This window comes from Jidongwangia harbinensis, assembly GCF_020216025.1.
In the GTDB taxonomy this organism is placed as follows: domain Bacteria; phylum Actinomycetota; class Actinomycetes; order Mycobacteriales; family Micromonosporaceae; genus Actinoplanes; species Actinoplanes harbinensis.
Genome location: NZ_JAIWNC010000003.1, coordinates 163,763 through 189,578, shown reverse-complemented (window position 1 = coordinate 189,578; position 25,816 = coordinate 163,763). Strand labels below are relative to the sequence as shown.

General features: G+C 73.2%; 21 protein-coding genes and 1 pseudogene. 13 read left to right on the top strand and 9 right to left on the bottom strand.

The annotated features are described in order from the left end of the window. Positions 1-11: 11 nt before the first annotated feature. Positions 12-1,442: a MocR-like pyridoxine biosynthesis transcription factor PdxR gene (gene pdxR / locus LDL48_RS05655; protein WP_225253918.1), complete on the top strand. Its 1,431-nt coding sequence runs from the start codon at positions 12-14 to the stop codon at positions 1,440-1,442. A 188-nt stretch (positions 1,443-1,630) separates the two neighbouring features. On the opposite strand, the pseudogene LDL48_RS05650 reads toward pdxR, so the two are convergent. After that, positions 1,631-2,620, bottom strand: a pseudogene (locus LDL48_RS05650) (APC family permease); the annotation flags it as partial. 66 nt (positions 2,621-2,686) lie between these two features. After that, positions 2,687-3,316 (bottom strand): TIGR03085 family metal-binding protein, encoded by a 630-nt coding sequence (locus tag LDL48_RS05645; RefSeq protein WP_225253917.1) that lies wholly within the window; start codon positions 3,314-3,316, stop codon positions 2,687-2,689. A gap of 136 nt (positions 3,317-3,452) precedes the next feature. Between LDL48_RS05645 and LDL48_RS05640 the strand changes: the two genes are divergently transcribed. From LDL48_RS05640 to LDL48_RS05630, 3 genes are all read left to right on the top strand, one after another. After that, positions 3,453-5,255 (top strand): ABC transporter ATP-binding protein, encoded by a 1,803-nt coding sequence (locus tag LDL48_RS05640; protein WP_225253916.1) that lies wholly within the window; start codon positions 3,453-3,455, stop codon positions 5,253-5,255. After that, entirely contained in the window at positions 5,252-7,084 is a 1,833-nt protein-coding gene (locus tag LDL48_RS05635) for an ABC transporter ATP-binding protein (RefSeq protein ID WP_225253915.1), read from the top strand. The genes LDL48_RS05640 and LDL48_RS05635 overlap by 4 nt, the downstream gene beginning before the upstream one ends. A 792-nt stretch (positions 7,085-7,876) precedes the next feature. Then, complete coding sequence (locus tag LDL48_RS05630) at positions 7,877-9,148, top strand: NsdA family TPR-like regulatory protein (protein WP_504785484.1); 1,272 nt, start codon at positions 7,877-7,879, stop codon at positions 9,146-9,148. Here the strand turns inward: LDL48_RS05630 and LDL48_RS05625 are convergent. Further along, complete coding sequence (locus LDL48_RS05625; protein ID WP_225253913.1) at positions 9,129-9,788, bottom strand: HAD family hydrolase; 660 nt, start codon at positions 9,786-9,788, stop codon at positions 9,129-9,131. The two genes, LDL48_RS05630 and LDL48_RS05625, sit on opposite strands and share 20 nt — an antisense overlap. A 72-nt stretch (positions 9,789-9,860) precedes the next feature. After that, positions 9,861-10,469 carry a 30S ribosomal protein S4 gene (rpsD, locus tag LDL48_RS05620; RefSeq protein WP_225253912.1) on the bottom strand — a complete coding sequence of 203 codons (609 nt, stop codon included), beginning with the start codon at positions 10,467-10,469 and terminating at the stop codon, positions 9,861-9,863. A 94-nt stretch (positions 10,470-10,563) separates the two neighbouring features. On the opposite strand from rpsD, the gene LDL48_RS05615 reads away from it, so the two are divergent. After that, positions 10,564-11,289: a DUF2470 domain-containing protein gene (locus LDL48_RS05615; protein ID WP_225253911.1), complete on the top strand. Its 726-nt coding sequence runs from the start codon at positions 10,564-10,566 to the stop codon at positions 11,287-11,289. Between the two features lie 27 nt (positions 11,290-11,316). Here the strand turns inward: LDL48_RS05615 and LDL48_RS05610 are convergent, their stop codons facing one another. The 4 genes from LDL48_RS05610 to LDL48_RS05595 form a co-directional block, all read right to left on the bottom strand. Further along, positions 11,317-11,910, bottom strand: a complete 594-nt coding sequence (locus tag LDL48_RS05610; RefSeq protein WP_225253910.1) for a TetR/AcrR family transcriptional regulator — start codon at positions 11,908-11,910, stop codon at positions 11,317-11,319. A gap of 11 nt (positions 11,911-11,921) precedes the next feature. Beyond that, positions 11,922-12,659, bottom strand: a complete 738-nt coding sequence (locus LDL48_RS05605) for an ABC transporter permease (protein ID WP_225253909.1) — start codon at positions 12,657-12,659, stop codon at positions 11,922-11,924. After that, positions 12,656-13,378 (bottom strand): ABC transporter ATP-binding protein, encoded by a 723-nt coding sequence (locus tag LDL48_RS05600; protein WP_225253908.1) that lies wholly within the window; start codon positions 13,376-13,378, stop codon positions 12,656-12,658. The genes LDL48_RS05605 and LDL48_RS05600 overlap by 4 nt, the downstream gene beginning before the upstream one ends. Before the next feature lie 77 nt (positions 13,379-13,455). Continuing rightward, a complete protein-coding gene (locus LDL48_RS05595) occupies positions 13,456-14,283 on the bottom strand; it encodes a hypothetical protein (protein WP_225253907.1) in 828 nt (275 codons plus the stop codon). A 1,913-nt stretch (positions 14,284-16,196) separates the two neighbouring features. On the opposite strand from LDL48_RS05595, the gene hisI reads away from it, so the two are divergent. From hisI to LDL48_RS05580, 3 genes are read left to right on the top strand one after another with little or no spacing between them, the layout of a single operon-like run. After that, the gene (gene hisI, locus LDL48_RS05590) at positions 16,197-16,571 is read left to right on the top strand and encodes a phosphoribosyl-AMP cyclohydrolase (protein WP_225253906.1); all 375 of its coding nucleotides are present in this window, start codon (positions 16,197-16,199) and stop codon (positions 16,569-16,571) included. Then, complete coding sequence (locus LDL48_RS05585) at positions 16,568-18,097, top strand: anthranilate synthase component I (RefSeq protein WP_225253905.1); 1,530 nt, start codon at positions 16,568-16,570, stop codon at positions 18,095-18,097. The genes hisI and LDL48_RS05585 overlap by 4 nt, the downstream gene beginning before the upstream one ends. Beyond that, on the top strand, positions 18,097-18,846 hold the full coding sequence (locus LDL48_RS05580) for a Trp biosynthesis-associated membrane protein (protein WP_225253904.1): 750 nt from the start codon (positions 18,097-18,099) through the stop codon (positions 18,844-18,846). The genes LDL48_RS05585 and LDL48_RS05580 overlap by 1 nt, the downstream gene beginning before the upstream one ends. Here LDL48_RS05580 and LDL48_RS44995 read toward each other — a convergent pair. Continuing rightward, positions 18,768-19,421 carry a hypothetical protein gene (locus LDL48_RS44995; RefSeq protein WP_372472045.1) on the bottom strand — a complete coding sequence of 218 codons (654 nt, stop codon included), beginning with the start codon at positions 19,419-19,421 and terminating at the stop codon, positions 18,768-18,770. The genes LDL48_RS05580 and LDL48_RS44995 overlap by 79 nt on opposite strands. 1,074 nt (positions 19,422-20,495) lie before the next feature. Between LDL48_RS44995 and trpC the strand changes: the two genes are divergently transcribed. From trpC to LDL48_RS05550, 5 genes are read left to right on the top strand one after another with little or no spacing between them, the layout of a single operon-like run. Continuing rightward, the gene (trpC, locus tag LDL48_RS05570) at positions 20,496-21,287 is read left to right on the top strand and encodes an indole-3-glycerol phosphate synthase TrpC (RefSeq protein ID WP_308016436.1); all 792 of its coding nucleotides are present in this window, start codon (positions 20,496-20,498) and stop codon (positions 21,285-21,287) included. 58 nt (positions 21,288-21,345) lie between these two features. Further along, the gene (trpB, locus tag LDL48_RS05565) at positions 21,346-22,572 is read left to right on the top strand and encodes a tryptophan synthase subunit beta (protein WP_225254128.1); all 1,227 of its coding nucleotides are present in this window, start codon (positions 21,346-21,348) and stop codon (positions 22,570-22,572) included. Positions 22,573-22,627: 55 nt separating this feature from the next. Then, on the top strand, positions 22,628-23,428 hold the full coding sequence (gene trpA / locus LDL48_RS05560; RefSeq protein ID WP_225253902.1) for a tryptophan synthase subunit alpha: 801 nt from the start codon (positions 22,628-22,630) through the stop codon (positions 23,426-23,428). A gap of 36 nt (positions 23,429-23,464) precedes the next feature. Then, positions 23,465-24,562: a prolipoprotein diacylglyceryl transferase gene (gene lgt, locus LDL48_RS05555; RefSeq protein WP_225253901.1), complete on the top strand. Its 1,098-nt coding sequence runs from the start codon at positions 23,465-23,467 to the stop codon at positions 24,560-24,562. A gap of 28 nt (positions 24,563-24,590) precedes the next feature. After that, entirely contained in the window at positions 24,591-25,781 is a 1,191-nt protein-coding gene (locus LDL48_RS05550; protein WP_225253900.1) for an FAD-dependent oxidoreductase, read from the top strand. Positions 25,782-25,816: the final 35 nt, after the last annotated feature.

The window sequence follows — 25,816 nt, the reverse complement described above, 5'->3', positions numbered from 1 at the left end:
ACAATGTCCGGGTGGATCTGGTGATCGATCTGGCCGGGACCGGTGAGAAGACGGTCCGGGTGTACCGCGCGCTGCGTGCGGCCATCGTGGACGGCCGGCTGCCGCCCGGGCACCGGCTGCCCGCCACCCGGGCGCTCGCGGTCGACCTGCGGGTGGCCCGCAACAGCGTCGCCGCGGCGTATGAACGGCTCGTCGCGGAGGGCTATCTGGAGGCGCGGGTCGGCGCCGGCACGTTCGTGGCGCCGGTGCGGTCCCGGCCGGTGCCCCGGCCGGCGCCCGCCGATCCGCTGCGGCCCCGGGCCGGCTGGACGTTCACCCCGCTGCCGGTGAGCGCGGACGCGGAGCCCCCGCCGTACGATTTCCGCACCGGCATCCCGGACGCCCAGCTGTTCCCGTTCGACACCTGGCGCCGGCTGCTGGTCGCCGAGGTCCGGCTGCGGGCCAACAGCCCCGGGACGTATGCGGAGCCCTCCGGTCATCCCGCCCTGCGCGCCGCGATCGCCCGCTATCTCGGTGTCTCCCGCTCGATCCGGGCCGGCGCCGGCGACGTGGTGGTCACCAACGGCACCCAGCACGCGCTGGATCTGATCGCCCGGGTGCTGCTGCGCCCCGGCGACGTGGTGGCCGTGGAAGAACCGGGCTATCCGCCGGCCCGGCGGCTGTTCGCCTCGGCCGGTGCCCGGGTGGTCGGGGTCCCGGTCGACGTGGAGGGCCTGCGGGTGGACGCGCTGCCCGGCACCGCCCGGCTGGTCTACACCACGCCGTCGCACCAGTTCCCGCTCGGCCGCCCGATGAGCCTGGCCCGGCGGCACGCGCTGCTGGACTGGGCCGGCCGCCGCCCGGCCGCGATCGTGGAGGACGACTACGACAGCGAGTTCCGCTATTCGGCCCGCCCGCTGGAACCGTTGTACGGCCTGGACACCGCCGGCCGGGTGCTCTACGCCGGGACGTTCTCCAAGTCCATGCTGCCGACCGTGCGGACCGGGTTCGTGCTGTCGCCGCCGGCACTGCGCCCGGCACTGGTCGCGGCGCGCCAGCTCGGTGACGGGTACGGCCAGGTCGTGGTGCAGGCCGCGCTGGCCCGGTTCATCGACGACGGCCGGCTGGCCCGGCACGTGCGCCGGGCCGGCCGGGCGTACGCCGGCCGGCACGCCAGGATCGTCGCCCGCCTCGCCGCCGAGGACGCGCTCGAGGTGCTACCGTCCGCCGCCGGCCTGCACCTCACGGCGCTGCTGCGGGACGGCGACCCGGCCCGCGCGGCCCGGGTGTGCGCGGCGTCCGCGGCGTCCGGTGTGGCCGTCGACGACCTGAGCATCTATCAGGACTCGGCCAGGCAGGCGGGCTTCGTGTTCGGGTTCGGTGCGGTCGACCCGGACCGGATCGACGCCGGGCTGACCATCTTCGCCGACCTGCTCCGGGCCGACCGCTCACGCACATGCTGATACACCACCGCCGCGGCCGCGACGCCCAGGCTGAACAGCGCGGGTGCGCCGTTCAGCCAGAGCAGGCCCAGGACCGCGGCGAAGGCCACGCCGGCCCCGCGGCGGGACCATCCCGGCGGCAGCAGGCGCAGCGCCGCCGCGGTGCCGAGCACGTACACCAGCGTGAAGCACCCGGTCACCAGCAACATCGCCAGGTGCAGGTCGAGCGGCAGCAGCGCGGAGCCGAGACCACCGGCGGCGACCACGGCCAGCGACCGGCGCGGGGTGCCGACGATCCGGCGCGGCAGGGCGCCGTCGCGGGCCAGCGCCACGCCCAGCTGGGTGGCCCCGGCGAGGTACGCGTTGACCGCCCCGACGGTCAGCAGCACGGCGATCACCGCGGTGAGTTCCCGTACCGGCCCGCCCACGCCGACCGCGAGCAGGTCGGCCAGCGGTGCCGCGCTGCCGCCCAGCGCCGGCCCGAGCACCAGGACGCTGGTGACCGCCACGGCCAGGTAGAGCACGCCGACCACGAGCACCGCCACCACGGCCGCCCGGGGCACGTCGCGGCGCGGGTTGCGGTATTCGCCGGACAGCGAGGACACCGCCTCCCACCCGGCGAAGCCCCACACCAGCACGGCCGCCGCGGTGCCGATCGCGGCCCAGCCGTGCGGCGCGAACGGGCCCAGGTTGGCGAGCCGGGCGTGCGGCAGGGCGGCCAGCACGGTGATCAGCAGCAGCCCGGTGAGCGTGCCGGTGAGCAGCAGCTGCACCCGGCCGCTGATCCGCAGGCCGAACCAGTTCATGGTGAACACCACGGTCATCACCAGGGCGAACGTCACCAGCATGGTGGTGCGCCCGCCGCCCAGCACGTCCGCGACGTACCCGCCGGCGAACGCCACCGCGGCCGGCGCGCCCAGCGGCACCGCGAAGAAGAAGCACCAGCCCACCGCGGCCGCCGCGCGGGAGCCGAAGGCCAGCCGGACGTAGGTGGAGACGCCGCCGCCGTCCGGGTACCGGGCGCCCAGCGCGGCGAACGTCCAGGCCAGCGGCGCGGACAGCACGATCAGCACCAGCCAGGCCAGCAGCGAGGCGGGTCCGGCGACGTCCGCGGCCAGTGCCGGCATCGAGATGACGCCGGTGCCCAGCACGGCGCCGACGGAGAGGGCGGTTCCCTGGCCCACGGTCAATCTGCTCATGGGACGACCGTAGGCGTCGATTGGCCCAGCGTTCGGGCCAATCCGACCCGACTCTATTGGGCCAATTCAGATGCCGAGGCGGGCCGTGCGGAGGCGCTCGACGGCGTCCGGCTCGCCGTCGATCGTCACCCGCGCGGCGCGTTGCCGGCCGGAGACGAACATCGTCAGTTCGCCGGGGTCACCGGTGAGCGTGGCGCGCGGGTCGTCCCCACCGATCGCCAGCTCGCCGACGCCGGGCGCCCGGACCAGCAGGGGCAGGTGCAGCCGGCGCAGGCCGATCCGCGCGGTGAACCGCACCCCCCGCCAGAGCAGGCGCTGCTGGCCGGCGTCCAGCTCCCGCGGTTCCCAGCCGGGCGTGCCGCGCCGGATGTCCTCGCGGTGGATGAACATCTCGCCGCTGTTGACCAGCTCGTCGGTGAGCGGATTGCCCAGCGGGCTCCACCACGGCGGCCGGCGGATCTCCGCGACCAGCTGCTCGAACGGCTCGGCGGTCCGCGCCCGGCGCAGCTGCTCACCGCGCCCGCGCAGCGGCGGGATCACCATGCCCACCATCGCGTCCGGCCGGCGCTCGCGCACCACCAGGTGGGCGGCGAGGTCGCGGGTGGTCCAACCCTCGCACAACGTGGGTGCGTCCGGCCCGGTGGCGAGCAGCAGGTCGGCGAGCTCGCGGCGGTCCCGCCGGGCGAAGTCCGTCATGGGTGGATGGTAGGGGACGAGCCGGCTCGATGTGTCGGCGGACACAATCACAACAGTGTGAACGAACCCGACCGGTTCGGCAGGATGGACGGTAAGGCCGGGCGAGCCGGCGGACACTTACGGCAGGACGGGATACTTGACCACCAGGGCCAGCCGGGACGTGCTCGGGCGGGGCCTGCGCGTGCTCGGCACCGCGATCCGCACCGAACCCCGGCTCTTCGTCATCGGCACCGTGGGCAGCAGCCTGTTCGGATTGCTGATCATCGCGAACGCGTACGTCGTCGGCGCGGTCATCGGCCACGTCGTGGTGCCCGCGTTCGCCGAGCGGCGGGCCGGCGCCGGCGAACTCGCGCTGATCGTCGCGGTCTTCCTCGGCATCAGCGTGCTGCGGGTGGCGAGCATCTTCGGCCGCCGGCTCGGCGCCGGCTACATGCAGTACCACCTGCAGGCCCGGTACCGCCGCGCGGTCACCCGCCGCTACCTCGCGCTGCCGCCGTCCTGGCACCAGCGGCACGCCACCGGCACGCTGCTGTCGAACGCCAACTCCGACGTCGAGGCCGCGTTCGTACCGATCGCCCCGTTGCCGTTCGCGGTCGGCACCATCGTGATGATCGTGGCCGCGGTGATCTCGCTGTTCCTCACCGACTGGGTGCTCGCGCTGGTCGGCGTGACGCTGTTCCCGCTGCTGTTCGGGCTCAACGTGATCTACTCGCGGCGGATGTCGCCGCGGCAGATCCGGGCCCAGCAACTGCGCGCCAAGGTCAGCGCGGTGGCGCACGAGAGCTTCGACGGCGCGCTGGTGGTCAAGACCATGGGCCGGGAGGCCGACGAGGCGCGGCGCTTCGGCGTGTACGTCGGCGAGCTGCGCGACGCGCTGATCGCGGTCGGCCGGCTGCGCGGCCTGTTCGACCCGCTGATGGACTCGCTGCCCAGCCTCGGCACGCTGGCCGTGCTGCTGCTCGGTGCGTGGCGGCTGCAGACCGGTGCGCTCGGCGTGACCGAGCTGGTCAGCGTGGCGTTCCTGTTCACCGTGCTGGCGTTCCCGGTGCGCGCGATCGGCTGGGTGGTCGCCGAGCTGCCGCGCAGCGTGGCCGGCTGGGAACGGGTGCAGGCGGTGCTCGGGGCGACCGGCGACCTCGCCTACGGCGCGGCCGAGCCGCACGGGACCGGTCCGGCCGCAGTGGAGTTCGACCGGGTCACCTTCGCGTACGACGGCGGCCCGCCGGTGCTGCACGACGTGTCGTTCACCGTGCCGGCCGGGCGGACCGTGGCCCTGGTCGGTGCCACCGGAGCGGGCAAGTCGACGATCGCCTCGCTCGCCGTGCGGCTGGTGGACCCGGCGTCCGGCACGGTCCGGCTGGACGGCACCGACGTGCGGGACCTCAGTTCGTCCGGGCTGGCCGGGGCGGCCGCACTCGTACCCCAGGTGCCGTTCGTCTTCGACGACACCGTGCGCGGCAACATCGCGCTGGACCGCCCCGCGGTGACCGACGAGGCGGTCTGGTCGGCGCTGCGCCTGGCGCAGGCCGACGGCTTCGTGGCGAACCTCGCCGACGGGCTGGACACCGCGGTCGGCGAACGCGGCACCTCGCTCTCCGGCGGGCAGCGGCAGCGGCTGACGCTGGCCCGCGCGCTGGCCGGGCGGCCCCGCATGCTGGTCCTCGACGACGCCACCAGCGCCGTCGACCCGCGGGTGGAGGCGGCCATCCTGGCGGCGCTGCGCGGCGGCGACGCGGACGCCTCGATCCTGGTGGTGGCGTACCGGCGGGCCACCATCGCGCTCGCCGACCAGGTCGTCTACCTGGAGAACGGCAGGGTCGCGGCGATCGGCACGCACACCGACCTGATGGCCACCGAGCCCGGGTACCTCAATCTGGTCACGGCGTACGAACAGGCCGAGGCGGAACGCGCGCTCGAGGAGAGCGGGGTGACCGCGTGACCACCGCGACCGCCGTCGCGGACCGGGCCGAGGAGGGCGCCTTCGGCACGTTCCGGCGCGGCCTCGCGCTGTCGCCGGAACTCCGCCCCGGGCTGGCCGGCACGCTCGCGCTCGCGCTGGTCTCGATGTCCGGCCGGGTCGCCGTGCCGATCGCCGTGCAGCAGGGCATCGACCGGGGCATCCGTGCTCCCGGCGGTCCGCACCTGGACGTCGTCGCGATCGTCGTGGGCCTGACCGTGGCCGCGCTGGTGATCTCCACGGCCTGCGGCTACCTGATGACCCGGCGGCTCTTCACGGTCAGCGAGACCGCGCTCGGCTCGCTGCGGTCCCGCACGTTCCGGCACATCCACGACCTGTCGATGCTGCACCAGCAGTCCGAGCGGCGCGGTTCGCTGGTCTCCCGGGTCACCGGCGACGTCGACCAGATCACCCAGTTCCTGCAGACCGGCGGCGTGATGCTGCTGCTCACCTCCGGGCAGCTGGTGGTCACCACGATCGTCATGCTGGTCTACTCGTGGCAGCTCACGCTGGTGGTGTTCGCCGCCTTCCTGCCGGCCGGCGTGGTGATCCGGCTGTTCCAGCGGCGGCTGGCCCGGCGCTACCGCACGGTCCGGGAACGCACCGGCGTCATGCTCGGCGCGGTCGGCGAGAGCGTGGTCGGCGCCACGGTGATTCGCGCGTACGGCGTGGCCGGGCGCACCGAGCGCCGCCTGGACACCGCGATCGGGGACCTGCGGCACGCCCAGAAGCGGGCCATGCGGATGAGCGTCACGAGCTTCTCCACCGGCGAGATGGCGGCCGGCGTGGCGCTGTCCGCAGTCGTCGTGATCGGCGTGCTGCTGGGCGTGGACGGCGGTCTCACGGTCGGCAAGCTCACCGCGTTCCTCTTCCTGGTCACGCTGTTTATCCAGCCCGTGCAGATCGCCACCGAGGTGCTGAACGAGGCGCAGAACGCGGTGGCCGGCTGGCGCCGGGTGCTGGACGTGCTGGACATCCGCCCGGACGTGGCCGACCCCGCCGAGAACGGCGTGCCGTTGCCGCCCGGGCCGCTTTCCGTCCGGTTCCGGGACGTGTCCTACCACTATCCAGTCGGACTGCCTTCAGTCGGTTCAAGGGCGGCGGCGGGGCGGTTGGATGGGCCCGTGGTGCTCGCCGACGTGGACCTGGACATCCCGGCCCGTACCCGGGTCGCGGTGGTGGGGGAGACCGGCAGCGGCAAGACCACGTTCGCGAAGCTGCTGACCCGGCTGATGGACCCGGCGTCCGGTGAGGTGCTGCTGTCCGGCACGCCGCTCACCTCGGTGCGGTTCGAGTCGCTGCGCCGGCGCGTGGTGATGGTCCCGCAGGACGGCTTCCTGTTCGACGCCACGGTGGCGGAGAACATCCGCTTCGCCCGGCCCGACCTCACCGCCGCGGACCTCGACCTGGCCTTCACCGAACTCGGCCTGGCCGACTGGGTGGCCGGGCTGCCACAGGGCCTGGACACCTCGGTGGGCGAGCGCGGGGAGGCGCTCAGCGTGGGGGAGCGGCAGCTGGTGGCGCTGGTCCGGGCGTACGTGGCGGACCCCGACCTGTTGGTGCTCGACGAGGCCACCAGCGCGGTCGACCCGGCCACCGAGGTGCGGTTGCAGCGCGCGCTGGACGCGGTCACCCGGGGCCGGACCACGGTCGCGATCGCGCACCGGCTCTCCACCGCCCAGGCCGCGGACGAGGTGATCGTGGTCGACGCGGGCCGCGTGGTGCAACGCGGCCCGCATGCCGAACTGCTCAAGGATCCCGAGTCCATCTACGCCAAGCTCTACGCCAGCTGGCTGGAGCAGACGAGATAAACGCTCCCGGTGGCCGGATGCGGATGCGTCCCGGTGCAGTCAGGCGAGTTGCTGGTCATCCCTTGGCGCCTGTCGACGCGAAGTCTCCACTCGGTCATGACATCGCGGAGATCAGCCTCGTGGCATTCGAGAGCCACGAAAGCTCCGTCGCCCCAGGCCGACACGTCAGTGATGTCGAGGTGAGCGTCACCGAGTTGTACGCCGATATCAGCGTCCGCGGGCAGGGACGACAAGTGCGCTAAAAGATCATCGCGTTTCATCGGATGGATCCCTTCTCGATGTCCTGGTCTGGCACGGTCCAGCGGAATCCGCCGAAATCCGCTGCACATGTGGGCCCTGGCCCATCAGCTCGTACCAACGGATCTGGCAGGCGGCACGCGGTGAGAAAGCCGCGTAAAGCTAGATGTCGACCGATACAAGGGCTGAAGTTCCCGGGTACGCAGGTGATGCAGAAGCCGTCGCGGTCCGAGCGGTGATCTCTGTGTAGCTGATACGCCATGGTCCACATCAGGTGATCTACGCACCCAGCCGGAGGCATGGACGGCGGGTCTGCGGTGTCGAACGGTGGGCCGGGCACGGTGCTCGCCTCCTGAAGGCAGACACCTCGCAATTCCGAGGCGTTGGATCGGCGTTTCGCTCCCCCGGAGAATGGCCCAACCCACGTCAAGCCAGGAGGCCGTAGACAGGACTTACCAAGGACGTCCGCGAGGCCTTCTCGTCAGATGCGAAAAGTGATGTCCTCGATGAGTCCAACGCATCTGCAGAGGCTGATATCGGAGAGGTTGCCCGACGATGACGCGACCCACCGCTAACACCCGCTTGAAGGCGGCGCGGCAGCACGCTGGCTACAGCTCTCAGCAGGCATTCGCTGACGCGTTAACTCAGGCGGCACCGCGCATCGGCCTCGGTGCAATGGAGGTCAGTGTCCGGCAGATTCGTCGGTGGGAGTCACCTGCGCCGCCGTGGCCACGGGCCGACCACCAACGTCTTCTCGTCCACGTCCTGCAGATGGCGATCGAGCAGCTCGGTTTTCATCCACCCTGGCAGAGTCCGACAATGGCAACCGGTCAGGAACCGGCGTCACCACGACCGGTTCCCGTAGCCGTTCCGGCGGGTCTTCCGTTACCCCGGCCCACCAACGCCGTGCAGCCACCTACCATCGGCGCTGACTACGCCTCCATCACGGTGGCCCACCGCCGCCTGTATTGGAGCGTTCAGCCCTCGCACCTGCACCCCACGGTGGTGGAACACGCCAGGCTCGGTCATTACCTGCTTGCCGAGACGACCGGTGTCGCCCGGCGTCTGCTCGCCACCGCCTTAGCCGAGTCGCTGCTGCTCGCCGGGCGGATCGAGTTTTTTGATCTGCGGCAGTCCGACGACGCCGACGCCACCTACGTCCGTGCCTTGCAAGCCGCGGGCGAGGCCGACGATCCGCTGCTCGGCGCGGCGATCCTCGCTCATGCCGCATTCATCCCCGGATGGGCACAGCGCCGCAACGACGTAGCCGAACGTCTCCGAGCTGCCCGCACCTACGCTCGTCGCGGTCCGGCCTCCGCCGAGTTCCTCGCCTGGATCGACGCCGTCGAGGCCGAATGCGATACCCGCTGCGGGCGTCCCACGGACGCTCTGCGGACCATCGCGCGCGCTGAGCACGTTCTCGACACCGGAGGCGAACACCGGTCGCCCGAGTGGTTCACGTGGTTCTCCCCGGTCCGGCTGGCAGCGTTCAAGGGCAACACTCAGATCAAGGCCGGCCGTCATGCGCAGGCCCGGGACACGCTCACCGCAGCGTTGGCGGAGTTGACCGCGGTCGAGGGCAAACAGCGTACGGTCATCCTCGCCGATCTAGCCGCGGTCGAGGTTGCCCGCAAGCAGCCGGCCGAAGCCTGCATGCACGCTCACGAAGCACTCGACCAGCTGGCGATCACCTGGTACGCCACCGGCATGGAGCGCATCCGCGAGGTTCGCCACCGCTTGCAGCCCTGGGCTGAAGCCGACTGCGTCCGCCGGCTCGACGACCGGCTCTACGGGTGGCAGACCACCCTCAGCGCACTCCGGCATTGAACGCTGCGATCCGGTCCGTTAATTCGGCCAGCGATTCGATCCGCATCGTCGCCAACCGGTCTGCCTCCGGATCGTCCTGCTGAATAGTCGCCCACGGACCCCGAAGGATCAACGCCGTCCGGAAACCCGCCGTGGCGGCCGGCCGGATGTCGTTGTCCAGCCGGTCTCCCACGTACAACGTCTCGTCCGGCCGGTACGGCGTTTCCTTCGCCACCGCGTCGAAGAAACCGGGATCCGGCTTGGCGACACCCCAGTCGTCCGACGTTGCGATCATGTCGCTCGGCAGGTCGAGGGCGCGCAGAAGGGTGCCGGCGCGCACCGTCTGGTTGCCCGCGATTCCCACCCACAGGCCGGCTTCATGCAGGGCCGTCAACGCGGGCCGTACGTCCGGATACAGGTCCTCCTCGCCGAACCACTCCGGCCGGCCGGCTGTCGTTCGTTTCTCCCGCTCCTCCGTCAGGTCGAAGCCGGGCCGAAACACCTGGAACGTCTGGCGGTAGTCCTGACCTCGTGCGATCACCGCTCCGAATACTGCGGAGAAGGTGTGCCGGGGCACTCCGAGCCAATCCGCCCAGGTGCCGTACTCCCGTGCCTCATTGACAAGACACTCACCGACGTCGAACACCACCGCGCGAATCATGGCGGCGAGCCTACGTGGAGTGAAACGGCGGCTCGTCGCCTCACCCCACGATGGTCGCCCGCAGTGCGAGGCTCAGCGGGCGTAGAACTCCACGACCAGCTGCTCGTCGCACAGCACCGGGATCTCCGAGCGCAACGGCTCGCGGATCACGGTCGTGCGCAGCTCCTCGAGCACCGTCGACAGGTACGGCGCGGTGGGCCCGTCGGCGTGCGCGCCGGCCGCGGCGATCTGGAACGGCGGCTTCTGCCGGCTGGTCTCGCGCACCTCCACGACCTGTCCGGGGCGCAGCCGGTACGACGGGCGGTCCACCTTTTTGCCGTCCACGGTGAAGTGGCCGTGGGCGACGAGCTGCCGGGCCTGGTACACGGTCCGCGCCAGGCCGGCCCGGAACACGACCGCGTCGAGGCGCCGTTCGAGCAGCGTGACCATGGTCTCGCCGGTCTTGCCCTCGCCGCGGTGCGCGTCGTCGTACGCGCGGCGCATCTGCTTCTCGCTGATGTTGTACTGGTGCCGCAGGCGCTGCTTCTCCAGCAGCCGGACCTGGTAGTCGGAAGCCTTGCGCCGGCCCCGGCCGTGCACGCCGGGCGGGAACGGCCGCCGCTCGAAGTACTTGACGCACTTGCGGGTGAGCGGGACGCCGAGAGCCCGCGAGAGCCGGGCCTTGGGGCGGGAGTTGTTCACGGGTGCTGTCTCCAGATCGTTGCGCTTGAGGCGGGTGTTACGGTTAGCCTCACCTTACTAAGGTAAGCCTAACTGGTGCCCGGAGGTCCCGATCATGCAGCCCACCCCCGCCGAAGTCGCCCGCACTCTGGCCGCCGGTCATCTGCCCGCGGGTGCGCACATCGCCTGCCGGCCGGGCCCGCTGCCGGTGCGGCACGTCACCGACCAGCACGGCGGGGTCCTGCTGCTCTCCCCGCGCGACGGCGCGCTCGCCGGTGCGCTGCGGCCCGCGGCGGGCACCGACGACACCGCGCTGGTGCTCGACATCTCCGACGTCCCGCCGGTCGCCGGCGCGCCCTCACTGGGCCGGGTCTGGGTGTCCGGCTGGGCCCGCGCACTGGCCGGGGACGAGGCCCGTCAGGCGGCCCTGGACTACGCCGAGACGGACCCGGCCACCGATCTGCTGGACGTGGGCGACACCCAGGTACTGCACCGGATGGACGTGGCCGAGGTGCGTTACGAGCGCAGCGGCGTCCTGATCGACATCGACCCGGAGGACTTCGCCGAGGCGGGCCCCGACCCGCTGCGCGCGATCGAGTTCGACCTCATCGCGGACCTCGCCGACCACCACGTGCCGGAGATGAGCAGCTACGTCCGCCGCCAGCTCGGCCCGGTGGCCGGCCCGGACGATCAACCCCAGGTGGTACGCCTGGACCGGTACGGCATGCTGGTGCGGGTCGGCGACCGGCTTGCCCGGCTGGCGTTCCCCCGTGCCGTGCAGGACCGGCACGACCTCGCCCACCTGCTGCATCCGGTACTGTGCCGGCGCTGCGGCGACTGAGCAGTCCGGGACGGCGGCGGGGTCGCGCTAGGACAGTGGCCCGGTGAGGTAACGCTGCACGGTCGGGCCGATCGCGCGTACCAGGGTCTCCGGGTCGGTGCTCGCCACCGGCTCGACCCTGAGCACGTAGCGCACCACCGCCAGCCCGGCGATCTGCGTGGCGACCAGTCCGGTCCGCAGCTGCGCGTCCTCGTCCTTCAGCCCCAGCTCGGCGATGGCCCGCCGGAGGATCTGGGTGACCACGAACTCGCGCAGCAGGCGGGCCGTCCAATCGTTGCTCATCGCCGAGCGCAGCATCGCCACGGCGGCCGACCCGGCCGGCGAGTCCCACACGCCCAGGATCATCCGGACCAGGCGTTCGCCGGCTTCCTCGCGCGGCCCGGACAGCGCCTTCGGCAGTAGTTCGGCCGGGTCGATCGGCGCGTTCATGCTGGCCAGGAAGAGCTTGTCCTTGGTGCCGAAGTAGTGGTGCACCAGCGCGGGATCGACCTGCGCCGCGGTGGCGATGGCGCGGATCGAGGCCCGGTCGAAGCCCCGCTCGGCGAACATGGTGCGGGCCGCGTCCAGGATGGACTGCCGGGTGTCCTGATTGCCCGGCCGCCGCCCGCTCCGTCGTACCACCGTCTCTCCCCTCAGGGTGTGCGCCGCCGCAACGTCGCCGCGGCCAGGACCAGCGCGATGATCGCCGCGCCGGCCACGACCGCGAGGTCGCGCCACATCGTGGCGGTGGCGTCGGGGTGCGCGCCGACCTCGGCCAGCGCCTCCACCGCGTAGGACAGCGGCATCGCGTCGCTGACCGCCTGCAGCCAGCCGGACATCTGCCCGCGCGGCACGAACAGCCCGCACAGCAACAGTTGGGGGATCACCACCACCGGCAGGAACTGTACGGCCTGGAACTCGGTGCGCGCGAAGGCACTGCAGAACAGGCCGAGCGCCACCCCGAGCACCGCGTTGACCACCGCGATGACCACGACCAGTCCGATGCCGCCCGCGGTGTCCAGCCCCAGCAGCCAGTACGCCGCGGCCACCGTGATGCCACCCTGCACGGCGGCGGCCAGCCCGAACGCGAAACCGTACCCGAACAGCAGGTCCAGCTTTCCCAGCGGCGTGGTGAGCAGCCGTTCCAGCGTGCCGGTGGTGCGTTCCCGCAACATCGCGATGCTGGTCACCAGAAACATGATCACGAACGGGAACACGCCCAGCATGACCAGCGCGATCCGGTCGAACGTCGGTCCCGCGTTGTCGTACATGAAATACAGGAGCGAGAGCAACAGCGAAGGCACGATCAGGAGCAGGGCGACGGTACGCCGGTCGTGCCGCAACTGGCGCAGGATCCGGCCCGTGGTGGCCAGGGTGATCGAGACGCTCACGCCGCCACCTCCTCGTGCCGCCGGATCAGCCGGAGGAACGCGTCCTCCAAATCCTCGGTGCCCGCCGACGCACGGATCGCGGCCGGCGTGCCGTCGCCGATCAGCCGCCCGTCCCGGATCAGCAGCAGCCGGTCGCAGCGCGCCGCCTCGTCCATCACGTGGCTGGACACCAGCAGCGTGGTGCCCGCGCCGGCCAGCGCGTGGAACTTCGCCCACAGGTCGGCCCGCAGCACCGGGTCCTGCCCGACCGTCGGCTCGTCCAGCAGCAGCACCCCCGGACTGCCGATCATGGCGCAGGCCAGCGAGGCGCGGCTGCGCTGCCCGCCGGACAGGTTGCCGACCAGCTGACCGGCGGCGTCGGCGAGCCCCACGTCCGCGACCGCACGATCCGCCTCCGCCGCGCCCAGGCCGTACAGCGTGGCGAAGTACCGTGCGTTCTCCCGCACCGAGAGGTCGGCGTACACGCTGGGCGCCTGCGTGACGTACCCGACCGTGCGGCGCAGCGCGGCCGACCCGGCCGGCTGCCCGAGCACCGTGACCGAGCCGGACGCGACGACCTGGGCACCCACCACCGCCCGGATCAGCGTGGTCTTGCCGCTGCCGCTGGGACCCAGCAGGCCGGTCACCGTGCCGGCCGGAACCGCACAACTGATGCCGTGCAACACGCGGCGGCGACCGCGCTCGACGACCAGATCACGAACCTCGACGGCGCTTTCCATGGCACCCTCCGGAGAACTCATCATGCGTTGAACTCAACGCTAGATGAATTCTGCCGGCAGGTCCATCGAGTCCCTCCCTACAGCGCCAGGATGCGGTCCAGGAACTCCCGGTAGCCGCGCATCGCCATCCGCATGCTCTCCGTGTCGGGGTTGGCGGTGGCCCGCAGCGGGTCCAGTTCGTCGCGCTCGGCGAGCAGCGCCTCGGTCAGCTCGTTGACCGCCTCGGTGAGCAGATCGTGCGCCCGGGTCAGCGCGGTGACCGGGTCGTCCACGAACTCGCCCTTCACCTCGTGCCACGCCGACCGGTAGTGCGCGACCGCCTCGTCGTCCCAGAACGCGATCTGGATCTGGTTGATGTCACCGGGGCGGAGCGGAGGGCCGGCGGGGGACGGCTCGGGCGCGGCCCGCCGCCCCGCACGGGGCATCTGGTCGGGCTCCGGCCGGTTGCTTTCGGGGCGGTTGCTCTGTGGCCGGGTGCTCTCCGGCCGGGTGCTCTCGGGGTGGTTCGCGGCCGGGCGGTCGGCGGCTGGGTGGCCGGCGGCTGGGCGGTCCACGTCCTCGAGGCTGGTGGAGCGGCGGGGTGTGGGTGGCTGCCCGGTCGCGGCCTCGCGTTCGGCCGGTGCGGTGGCGGGCGCTGTCTGGTTGCTGGTGGAGATGGTCGGCACTCCTGATGTCGGCACGGTGGCCCAGCCGGCGGCGGGGCGTCCCGACGCCGCGGTGTTGCGTACCGCGGCGTCAGGGGAGTTGGTGGTGGAGCTAGGCACGCCGTGCGGGCCGGTGGCGTTGTCGGGGGTTGGTGCGTCTGCGTGGCCGGCCGGATCGGCCGGAGCGTTGCTCGGGACCGGTCCGGCCGCCCGCCCGGCCGGCGGGTTGTCCGTCGGCCGTTGCCGTCCCGGCACGGGCATCGGGATCGCTTCCGACGCCCCACCGAGCGGAATGGAACCCCGCGGGTCGCGTGCCGGTGGCGCCTCGGCCGGTGGCGCGGGCGGTGCGTACGGGCCGCTGGTCCGTTCCTGCGCTGGTGGCGTGTGTGGGCCGCTGGTCCGTTCCTGCGCTGGTGGCGTGTGTGGGCCGCTGGTCCGTTCCTGCGCTGGTGGCGTGTGTGGGCTGCCGGTCCGTTCCTGCGCTGGTGGCGTGTGTGGGCTGCCGGTCCGTTCCTGCGCTGGTGGCGTGTGTGGGCTGCCGGTCCGTTCCTGCGCTGGTGGTGCGAAGGGGGAGGGGCCGCTTGCCGGCTCTGGCCGTCCTTGCGGTGCGAAGGGCGACGGGCTGCTCGCCGGCTCAGGCCGTGCCGGCGGTGCGAAGGGCGACTGGCCACTTGCCGGCTGTGGTCGCCCCTGCACCGGTGGTGCGAACCGCGACGATCCGTTCATCGGCTCCGGCCGCCTGGGCGATGCCAGCGGCGACGGGCCGCCGCGTGTCTCCGATCGCTGGGGCGGCGCCAGCGGTGCCGGGCCGGCCATCGGCCGCACGGGTGCAGGCGGGGGTGGTGCGAACGGCGACGGGTTACCGGCCTGCTCCGGCCCGCCGGACGTGGACGGCCCCGGACCGCCGGCCGCGTCCGGCCCGGCGGGCGTTCGACCGGCCGGCTCTCCGGGTGCTCGGCCGACCGGTTCCGCGGGTGCTAGACGGAATGGCTCTCCGGGCGCGCGACCGGCCGGCTCTCCGGGTGCTCGGCCGACTGGTTCTCCGGGTGCTGGGCCGGCTGGTTCTCCGGGTGTGCGACCGACTGGTTCTCCGGGTGCTCGGCCGACGGGGGCCCCGGACGTAGCGGATGCTGGACCGCCGGGGCCGGATGCTGGACCGCCCGGGCCGGATGCTGGACCGCTGGGGCGGGATGCTGGACCGCCGGGAATGGGCGCCGGGCCGCTGGGGCCGGATGCCGGGCCGCTGGGGCCGGATCCCGGGCCGCTGGGGCCGGATGCCGGACCGCCGCGGCCGGATGCGGGGCCGCCCGGCGCACCGGACGTGGCGGATGCCGGGCCGCCGGCTCCACCGAATCCGCCGGCCTGCGCCGGGTTGCCGACGGCGCCCGAACCGGCGGACGGAATGGGCGGTGTGGACGGCGGCCGCCCCGCCACGCCCGGCGGGGCGAACGGGGACTGACCCGCCTGCGGCACACCGCCCGGGGGCGGCGCGGCCGGCGGCACCGGCGGCGGGAACGGCGACCGCGGCGCGGGCGGCGGGACGTCGACCCCCAGCGGCACGCCGTTCGGCACCGGCGCACCGCCGTGCCGGGGTGTGCTGTCGCCGTTGCGCATGCGCTCGGACTCCACCGGCGGAAAGCCACCCTGGTTGCCGTTCCACATCCGGGCACCGTTGGGCGCGCCGTCGAACGGCCGCCGCGACCCCAGCGCCACCATCTGGGTGTCGCTGGTCAGAGCCGGATGGGCGGGCTCGGGCTGCTCGGCACCGGCGGGTTCCTCCGGAGCCTCGTCCACGGGCTCCGCCGGTTCCGCGGCCGGCTCGCCCGCACGGGCCGCCTGTCCCGCCACCGGACCGCCGTCCTCATCGGACTGCCGCGGCGCCGGCGCGGGCATCCCGTGCACCGGCCAGAACCGGGCGAGACCGCGCGACTGGCGGGTGTTGTCGGCGCTGGACGTCGGCTCCATCGGATCTAGACTCCCGTCGAGAGGCGGCGCGACCCGGCCGGTACAGCACGCACGGCGGGTGGCGGGCGCGGCACCCGGGCAGGCGCGGCGCACGGACGACCGTACCGCCCTGCGCCCATCGACACACCCCCTGTGCGTTGTCCGTGCCCGGATCGTGGGCTGTCCACAGGCCGCACCCACGCGCGACGTCACTGCGCAACAATGTCTGGGTGCCCGTACCTGACCTTGAGACTCACCTGGACCCGGCCATCGCCGCGCGCTTGAAGCGCGACGCCGACGGTCTCGTTGCCGCCGTCGTGCGTGAGCACGCCACCGGCGACGTGCTGATGATGGCGTGGATGGACGACGAGGCGTTGCATCGCACGCTGACCACCGGCCGTGCCACCTACTGGTCCCGCAGCCGCCGGGAGTACTGGGTGAAAGGCGCCACCTCGGGCCACCACCAGTACGTACGCGGCGTCGCGCTGGACTGCGACGGTGACACGCTGCTGGTGACCGTGGACCAGGTCGGTGCGGCATGTCACACCGGCGCCCACACCTGCTTCTCCGACGAGCTGCCGGTGACCGGAGGGCAGGCCCAGTGACCAGCGGCGCCGTCCTCCCGGACGAGACCACCTTCCTGGCCTCGGCACGCGACCGGCGGGTCGTTCCGGTGACCCGCCGCCTGCTGGCCGACGGCGAGACCCCGGTCGGCGTCTACACCAAGCTGGCCGGTGGACCGGGCACGTTCCTGCTTGAGTCCGCCGAGCAGGGGGCCGCCTGGTCGCGATACTCGTTCATCGGTGTCCGCAGCGCCGCCACGCTGGTCGAGCGCGACGGTGAGGCGGCCTGGCTGGGCACGCCGCCGTCCGGCGTACCGCTGACCGGAGATCCGGTGGCCGCCCTGCGTGAGACGGTCGCGGCGCTGGCCTCGCCGACCGACCCGGCCGGCGACGATCTGCCGCCGCTGACCGGCGGCATGGTCGGCTATCTCAGCTACGACCTGGTACGCCGGTTCGAGCGGCTGCCCTCGACGGCCACCGACGACGTGCCGCTGCCGGAACTCGGCATGATGCTCGCCACCGACCTGGTGGTGCTCGACCACTTCGACGGCTCGGCGATCCTGGTCGCCAACGCGGTCCTCGCCGAGGACGCGACCGACCAGGAGAGGCGCGCGGCGTACCACCAGGCGGTCGGCCGGCTGGACGCGATGACCACGGCGCTGTCCCGGCCGACCCCGCCGATGATCTCCACGGTGGAGCGGGTGCCGCCCGGCGAGGTGGTGAGCCGGACCCTGCCGGGGGAGTACCAGAAGGCCGTCGAGCAGGCCAAGGAGGCGATCCGCGCGGGTGAGTGCTTCCAGATCGTGGTGGCACAGCGTTTCGAACGGCCCACCGACGCCGCCCCGCTGGACGTCTACCGGGTGCTGCGCGCGACCAACCCGAGCCCGTACATGTACCTGCTGCGCTTCGACGACTTCGACATCGTCGGCTCCTCCCCGGAGGCGCATCTCAAGGTCAGTGCGGCCGAGAGCGGGGTACGCCGCGCGCTGCTGCACCCCATCGCCGGTACCCGCTGGCGTGGCGCCACGCCCGAACAGGACAACGCGCTGGCCGCCGAGCTGCTCGCCGACCCCAAGGAACGCGCCGAGCACGTGATGCTCGTCGACCTCGGCCGCAACGACCTGGGCCGGGTGTGCCGGGCCGGCTCGGTGGAGGTGCCGGACTTCGCCCGCATCGAGCGGTACAGCCACGTCATGCACATCGTCTCCACGGTGGTCGGAGAGCTGCGCGAGGACCGGACCGCGTTCGACGCCCTGGCGGCGACGTTCCCGGCCGGCACACTGTCCGGCGCGCCGAAGGTACGCGCCATGGAGATCATCGAGGGCCTCGAACCGACCCGCCGCGGCCTGTACGGCGGCACCGTCGGCTACTTCGGTTTCGCCGGCGACATGGACATGGCGATCGCCATCCGCACCGCACTCATGCACGGCGGCGTGGCCTACGTGGGCGCCGGCGCCGGCATCGTGGCCGACTCCGACCCGGCGTCCGAGGAACAGGAGACCCGCAACAAGGCCGCCGCCGTGCTGGCCGCGATCGCCGCCGCCGAGACGCTGCGCGCCGCCCGCTGATGCGCCGCCTCCCGCACGCCGTCATCGCCGTCCTGGCCGGTGCCGGGCTCGCGCTGTACGCCGCCACGCGCACCTGGTCGGTGCGGCTCACCGAGCGTCCCGGCCTGTCCGACCTGCGCGCGGAGGCCACCGGCGCGGCCGAGATGCCGTGGCTGCCAGCGCTGGCGCTGGTCGCGCTGGCCGGCGCCGGGGCGATGCTGGCCACCCGGGGAACGGTGCGGCGGGCGCTGGGCGTTCTGCTGGTGGCCGGCGGCGCGGGGCTGGTGCTGAGCGCGATCGTGGCCCGGGCCGGCCTCGACCCGGGCGCCGCGGGCGCGGCCGCGACGATCTGGCCGGCCGCGTGCGTGCTGGGCGGTGCGCTGGTCGGGCTGGGCGGGCTGGGCGCGGTACGCCACGGTCGGCATTGGCCAGTCATGGGCGCCCGGTACGAGCGCCGTGCCGTGCGGTCCGCCGCGATCGACTCGGTCAGCGAGTCCGCGTCATCTGCGGCCACCGCGTCCGCAACAACTCCTGCCGCCGGGCCGGGGGCGGGGACGACGGCCGCCGGGTCCGCATCCGCCAGGGCGACAGCGGGACCGATCGCGGGGTCGGCCGGGAGCCGCGACGAGGTGACGGGCGAGGCGTCGGGTTCGGCGCCGGCCGGCCGGGACGGTCAGCCCGGCAGGGACGGTCAGCGGGCCGAGGAGCCCGTCGACACCAGGGCGGTCTGGGACGCCTTGGACCGCGGCGAGGACCCGACGGCGCGCTGACCCTTGCCGCCGCGACGGGTCTTGGCCGCGGGCTGGTGCTGCCCGGTGGACCGGTTCTGACCGGCGGGCCGGGTCCGTGCGGTCCGGGACGCGGCCGGAGCGGACCGCCCGGCAGCCGAACGCTCGCCGCCCGGTCGGCCGTCGCCCAGCTCGCCGGCGGTCGGCTGAGCTACCGGCGACTCGGTCGTGGGCGGCTGAGTTGCTGGCGATCCGGTCGTGGGCGGCTGAGTTGCTGGCGATCCGGTCGTGGCCGGCTGAGTTGCTGGCGATCCGGTCGCGGTCGGCTGAGCTACCGGCGACTCGGCTGCGGCCGGCTGGGTGGAAACGACCGACCGGGGGTGGTTGGCGAGCCGCATGCGTACCAACTGGTCCATCTCCTCGCGCGCCTGCGCGCGGGCCCGGTCCGCGCAGAGCGCGTCCCACGCGTTGCCGCGGGCGGTGCGCACGTTGGCGTCGCCGACCACGGCGCGTTCCACGGTGCCCACCAACTCGGCGGCGACGGCGACGACGGCACGGGAAACGGCGGCGAACCCGGCGGGTGGGAGTTCCGCCCGGGACTTCACTGGCGTGGCCATGATCAACTCCACACTGATCGTTTCTACTGGTCGGCGTCGCGTGCGTCGCCGATCAGTCTGCCGGATACCGATGGTGGCTGACCCGCATTTCGGTGCTGTGACGTGCACGTCAACGCGTCCGGGGGATCATCCGATCGTCGGAGGGGCCCCAGCACAGCGACGTGCCCATCGAGGCTCCTGTGACCGACGAGACAGCACACCGACGGCGGCGCCACGCCAGGGCAGCCGCCGTGTCACCTCATGACGGTGAAGCAGGCCTCGGTCCGTCCTCGCGATCCCGGACGTCAGCCGCCGCTCGATCGGCGAACGGGTGCGCGGTGAAGTCGTGGAGTTGTGGTCGTAAGGCAACCCGGGGTGCACAAGATCCCGGAGCGACCGTGCGGATCTACGGCGCGGGGGATGGCGCAACTCCACCCGGTCGCCTTGCTTGCCTGAAGCGTGGGAAGGTGCGGCGCGGAGCACGCCACCATTCCACACACCTGCCGTCTCCCGGGGTGGCGAGAGGACACGCAAGCCGTTGATGGCGTCGGCCGGCCCGGCGCTCATGCCCACAACCGCCGGATAGCCGGCCCGGCGCTCATGCCCACAACCGCCGGATAGCCGGCCCGGCGCTCATGCCCACGACCGCCGGATATCGGTGCCGGAATTGTCGGTTCGATGCGGCTCCGTGGCCACCACAACAGGCTTGGCCGAAATAGCGACAAATTTTGGTGGGCGGGCCTCGAAAAGCGCGCGAGCGTTCAAGATTAATGAGCTGCCACTCCCGGCGGCGATCGTGCCGGGCGGCGGGCGGCCGGGGCGGCCGAGGTAGCGGGATATGCGCTGCTGGGAACCGGGCCGGCGGCCCGCGCCGCGGCCGGAAAGGAGCACGCCAATGCCCCGGGCAGCGCATTATGCCGGAGCCCACGATGTAAGGCGCGCCATACCCCGGGGCTTCGCCGATGTCCCCGGCCACCTAGCATCGGGCGGAAGACACCCGGAGAGGGGAGTCATTACGTGACATCCGATCAGGCCGGAGCGGGCAGTGGCGGCCCCGCGGAGCAGGGTACGGGCCCGGCGAACGTCCTCGAGGAGATCCTGGCCGGGGTCCGCGAGGACGTAGCGGCCCGCCAGGAGCGGATCCCGCTGGAGCAGGTGCGTGACCTCGCCGCGGCGGCCCCACCGGCGATCGACGCGTACGCGGCCCTGCGTAAGCCGGGCGTGGCCGTCATCGCCGAGGTCAAGCGTTCGTCGCCCTCGAAGGGCGCGCTCGCCGACATCCCCGACCCGGCGGAGCTGGCCGGGGAGTACGCGGCCGGCGGCGCGCGCTGCATCAGCGTGCTCACCGAGGGCCGGTGGTTCGGCGGGTCGCTGGAGGACCTGGCGGCCGTGCGAGCCGCGGTCGGTGTGCCGGTGCTGCGCAAGGACTTCGTGGTCTCGGCGTACCAGGTGCACGAGGCCCGTGCGCACGGCGCCGACCTGGTGCTGCTCATCGTGGCCGCGCTCGAGCAGAACGTGCTGGTCGGGCTGCTGGAGCGGATCGAGTCGCTGGGCATGACCGCGCTCGTCGAGGTGCACAACGAGGAAGAGGCCGACCGGGCGCTGGACGCGGGCGCCCAGGTGATCGGCGTCAACGCCCGGGATCTGCGGACGCTCGAGGTGGACCGGTCGGTGTTCGAGCGGATCGCGCCGGGCCTGCCGAACAACGTGGTCAAGATCGCCGAGTCCGGCGTGCGCGGGCCGCACGACCTGATCCGGTACGCGTCGGCGGGCGCCGACGCGGTGCTGGTCGGCGAGGGCCTGGTCACCAAGAAGAGCCCCCGGGACGCGGTGGCCGAGCTGGTCAACGCCGGTAATCACCCGGCGACCCCGAGGCCGGTGCGATGAGCACAGCAGTGTCGCACCGGGGCCCGCGTGGCGGAGGCGGACGGTGAGCGCCCCGGCGATGCCGGACCTGGCCGGGCACTTCGGCCGGTTCGGCGGCCGGTTCGTGCCCGAGGCGCTGGTCCGCGCGCTGGACGAGCTGGACGCGGCGTACCGGGCGGCGAAGGTGGACCCGGAGTTCCAGGCCCGCTTCGCCGACCTGCTGGTCAACTACGCCGGCACGCCGTCCCTGCTGTACCGGGCCGAGCGGCTGTCCGCCGCGGTGGGCGCGGAGATTCTGCTCAAGCGGGAGGATCTCAACCACACCGGCGCGCACAAGGTCCGCAACGTGCTCGGTCAGGCCCTGCTGGCGAAGAAGATGGGCAAGCCGCGGGTCATCGCCGAGACCGGCGCCGGTCAGCACGGCGTGGCCAGCGCGACCGCGGCGGCGCTGCTCGACCTGGAGTGCGTCGTCTACATGGGCGCGGTGGACACCGAGCGGCAGGCGCTGAACGTGGCGCGGATGCGCATGCTCGGCGCCACCGTGGTGCCGGTGACGAACGGGTCGCGCACCCTCAAGGACGCGCTCAACGAGGCGCTGCGGGACTGGGTGGCCAGCGTGGACACCACCCACTACCTGCTCGGCACCGCGGCCGGGCCGCACCCGTTCCCGGAGATCGTCCGGGACTTCGTGGGCGGCATCGGCACCGAGGCGCGCGAGCAGTGCCTGACCGGGCTGGGCCGGCTGCCGGACGCGGTCGCCGCGTGTGTGGGCGGCGGGTCCAACGCGATCGGCATCTTCCACGCGTTCGTGCCGGACGAGACGGTGCGGCTGTACGGGTTCGAGGCGGGCGGTGACGGCGTCGCGACCGGCCGGCACGCCGCGTCGATCACCGGCGGGTCCACCGGGGTGCTGCACGGCGCCCGGACCTTCGTGCTGCAGGACGACGACGGGCAGACGCTGGAGTCGCACTCGATCTCGGCGGGCCTGGACTACCCGGGCGTCGGGCCCGAGCACGCCTGGCTGCACGACACCGGCCGGGCGGCGTACGAACCGGTCACCGACGCCGAGGCGATGGCGGCCTTCCAGCTGCTCTGCCGTACCGAGGGGATCATTCCGGCGATCGAGAGCGCGCACGCGCTCGCCGGCGCGGCCCGGATCGTGCCGGCGCTGACCGCCGAGCTGGGGCGCGCCCCGACGATCCTGGTGAACCTGTCCGGCCGCGGCGACAAGGACGTGCACACGGCCGGCGCGTACTTCGGCATTCTGGACGACGTCGAGACGATCGTCCCGGGGGAGAACGCATGACCGACTGCGCCGCAGCGAGGCAACGGCCGGGCGGGCATGCGAGCGGAGGCTCCGCATGACGATCGGCGACGTGTTCGGCAAGGCGAAGGCCGAGGGGCGCGCGGTGCTGGTCGGCTGCATGCCGGCCGGCTTCCCCACGGTCGACGCCAGCATCGCGTCGATGCGGGCGATGGCCGAGTCGGGCTGCGACGTCATCGAGGTGGAGCTGCCGTACTCGGACCCGGTGATGGACGGGCCGGTGATCCAGAAGGCGAGCGACATCGCGCTGGCGGCCGGGGTGCGCACCCGGGACACGTTGCGGATCATCGAGGCGGTGGCCGGCACCGGTGCGGCGGTCGTTCTGATGACCTACTGGAATCCGATCGAGAAGTACGGGGTGGACGCGTTCGCCCGGGACCTGGCCGCGGCCGGCGCCACCGGCATGATCACGCCGGACCTGATCCCGGACGAGGCGGGCGAGTGGATCGCCGCCGCCGACCGGTACCGGATCGACCGGACGTTCCTGGTGTCGCCGTCGTCGACCGACGAGCGGATCGCGATGACCGTGGGACAGTGCCGCGGTTTCGTGTACGCCACCGCGCTGATGGGCGTCACCGGCGCCCGGACCAGCGTGTCGCAGGCCGCGCCGGACCTGGTGGCCCGGGTGCGGGCGGTGGACCCCGACATGCCGGTGGGCGTGGGGCTGGGGGTCGGCAACGGCGCCCAGGCGGCCGAGGTGGCCGCGTTCGCCGACGGCGTGATCGTCGGCAGCGCGCTGATCCGCTGTGTACTCGACGCGAACGACCCGGCGGAGGGCGAGCGGCGGCTGCGTGCGCTCAGCGCGGAACTCGCCGAGGGTGTCCGCGGTCGCCCCTGACGGCGGAGCCCGGCGCGCCGGCGGTAGCGTGTGCGCGTGACCTACGCCGCCATCCCGAGCCCCACCACGTCCGTGTGGCACGTCTTGGGCCTGCCGATCCGCGCGTACGCGCTCTGTATCGTCCTGGGCATCGTCGTCTCCGTGCTGGTCATGGAGTATCGGCTGCGCCGCCGGGGGGTGGCGCCGTGGGCGTCGCTCGACATGGCGGTGTGGGCGGTGCCGTTCGGCATCGTCGGTGCCCGGATCTATCACGTGATCACGTCGCCCGGTGACTACTTCGGCGACGGCGGTGAGCCGATCCGCGCCTTCTACATCTGGGAGGGCGGCCTCGGCATCTGGGGCGCGGTCGCCGGCGGTGCGCTGGGCGCCTGGTTGGCGGGCCGCCAGCTGGGACTGCCGCTGTCGGTGTTCGCCGACGCGCTGGCCCCGGGCCTCCCGCTGGGCCAGGCCGTCGGCCGGTTCGGCAACTGGTTCAACAACGAGCTGTACGGCGGGGTCACCACGCTGCCGTGGGGCCTGCGGGTGCACGACATGGACCGGGCCAATCCGGGCCACGCCACCGTCATCGACGGCGAGGCGGTCACCCTGCCCGACCTCTACCATCCCGCGTTCCTGTACGAGGCGGTCTGGAACGTCGGTGTCGCGGGCCTGGTCTGGGCGCTGGACCGCCGGTTCAAGTTCGGCCGGGGGCGGGCGTTCGCGGTGTACGTGATGGCGTACACCGCGGGCCGGCTATGGATTGAGATGCTGCGCACCGACGAGGCGTCCGAGTTCTTCGGCGTCCGGCTGAACGTCTTCACATCGATCGTGGTGTTCGTGGCGGCGCTGGCGTACTTCCTGATGGTCAAGGGCCCGCGGGAGTACGTGGTGCCGGTGGACGCGCCGCAGACCGCGCCCGAGGCGGAACCGGACAGCGACGTGTCGCAGGTCGACGTGTCCGAGACGGCCGCCGCGGAGACGAAGGCGCCGTCCGCGTATCAAGTGGTCAGCGAGGAACGCTTCCGTACGTACGAACGCACGGGCATACTTCCGCCCGTGGCCGCCGCCGCCGACGAACCGGCTGCTCCGGAGTCCCCGCCTGGGGACGACCCCGAGAAAGCCGGCTCGTCGCCGAGCTCCGCCGACGAGCGCTGATCCGCGGCCACGGCGGGAGGCGGGTGACGTGCGCACGGCCGTGGTGGTGGGTGCGGGCATGGCCGGATTGGCCACCGCCGGCGCGCTGGCCCGCGCCGGCTGGCAGGTCACCGTGCTGGAGCGTGGCGAACGGGTGACCGCGCCGCCGACCGCGCTGGTGCTCTGGGCCAACGGGCGGCGGGCGCTGGACGCCCTGGACCCGGACGGCGGGTGGGCCGGCATCGCCTCCCCGGTGCCGGACGGCGGGGTCCGCCGGCCGGACGGGCAGTGGCTGGTGCCGCCGCGGTCGCGCCCCGGCGCCGGCCCCGCGCCGGCCGTGGTGCATCTCGAGGACCTGTACGACGCGCTGGTCGCCGGGCTGTCCGACCGGGTGGAGATCCGCACCGGCGTGAACATCAGCACCGTGCGCGTCGGCCGCGGCCGACGGCCCGCGGTCGCCCAGGGCGGCACCGAGTTCGAGGCCGACCTGCTGGTCGCCGCGGACGGCATCGACAGTCCGGTACGCCGCGCGCTGGCACCCGAGGCGGCCGCGGTCGGTTCCGGGTTCGCCGCGTGGCAGGCGGTGATCCCCGGCTACCGGGCGCCGCGGTTGCCGCAGGACCAGGCGTGCGGCGGCGAGACGCTGGGCGCCGGGTACCGCTTCGTCTCGATGCCGCTGGGCGAGCGGGCGGCCGGGCAGGGTGGCATCTACTGGGTGGCCACCGCGGCCGGTGCGCCGCGCCCGGAGTCCCCGGCCACCCAGCTGACGCTGTTACGGCGCTGGTTCGCCGGCTGGCACGCCCCGGTCGGCGAGTTGCTGGACGCCACCCGGCCGGAGGATCTGCTGCCGCAGGAGGTACGCGAGCTGCGGCCGCTGCCCCGGTCGTACGGTTTCTGTTCCGGTCCGGGCGGTGTGGTGCTGCTCGGTGACGCCGCCCATGCCATGCCGCACCATCTGGGGCAGGGTGCCTGCCTGGCGTTCGAGGACGCCGCCACGCTGCGGTCGCTGATGGCGGACGCCGAGCCCGGGCCGGAGCTGTGCGCGGCGGTCGAGGCGTACAGCCGGGAACGCCGGCCCCGGACCACCAGCGTGGTGCGGCAGACCCGGCGGATGTCCGCGGTGGTGCAGGCCCGCGGCCGGCTCGCGCTGCGAGCCCGCGACGCCGCCCTCAACCAGCTCCGCCCGCGCATCCTGGGCCACGCCCAGGGCCTGGCCGCCGACTGGACCCCACCCGACTGAGCCCCGCCCACCCTCCCGCCGGGGCCCCACGTGCG

Bases quoted from the DNA above. Each gene is read 5' to 3' on its own strand.
- LDL48_RS05645 (WP_225253917.1), bottom strand. From the start codon at position 3,316: ATGACGGACTTCGCCCGGCGGGACCGCCGCGAGCTCGCCGACCTGCTG.
- LDL48_RS05630 (WP_504785484.1), top strand. From the start codon at position 7,877: ATGACGCGACCCACCGCTAACACCCGCTTGAAGGCGGCGCGGCAGCAC.
- LDL48_RS05625 (WP_225253913.1), bottom strand. From the start codon at position 9,788: ATGATTCGCGCGGTGGTGTTCGACGTCGGTGAGTGTCTTGTCAATGAG.
- LDL48_RS05615 (WP_225253911.1), top strand. From the start codon at position 10,564: ATGCAGCCCACCCCCGCCGAAGTCGCCCGCACTCTGGCCGCCGGTCAT.
- LDL48_RS05600 (WP_225253908.1), bottom strand. From the start codon at position 13,378: ATGGAAAGCGCCGTCGAGGTTCGTGATCTGGTCGTCGAGCGCGGTCGC.
- LDL48_RS05595 (WP_225253907.1), bottom strand. From the start codon at position 14,283: ATGCCCGTGCCGGGACGGCAACGGCCGACGGACAACCCGCCGGCCGGG.
- LDL48_RS05580 (WP_225253904.1), top strand. From the start codon at position 18,097: ATGCGCCGCCTCCCGCACGCCGTCATCGCCGTCCTGGCCGGTGCCGGG.
- LDL48_RS44995 (WP_372472045.1), bottom strand. From the start codon at position 19,421: ATGGCCACGCCAGTGAAGTCCCGGGCGGAACTCCCACCCGCCGGGTTC.
- trpB (WP_225254128.1), top strand. From the start codon at position 21,346: ATGCCGGACCTGGCCGGGCACTTCGGCCGGTTCGGCGGCCGGTTCGTG.
- trpA (WP_225253902.1), top strand. From the start codon at position 22,628: ATGACGATCGGCGACGTGTTCGGCAAGGCGAAGGCCGAGGGGCGCGCG.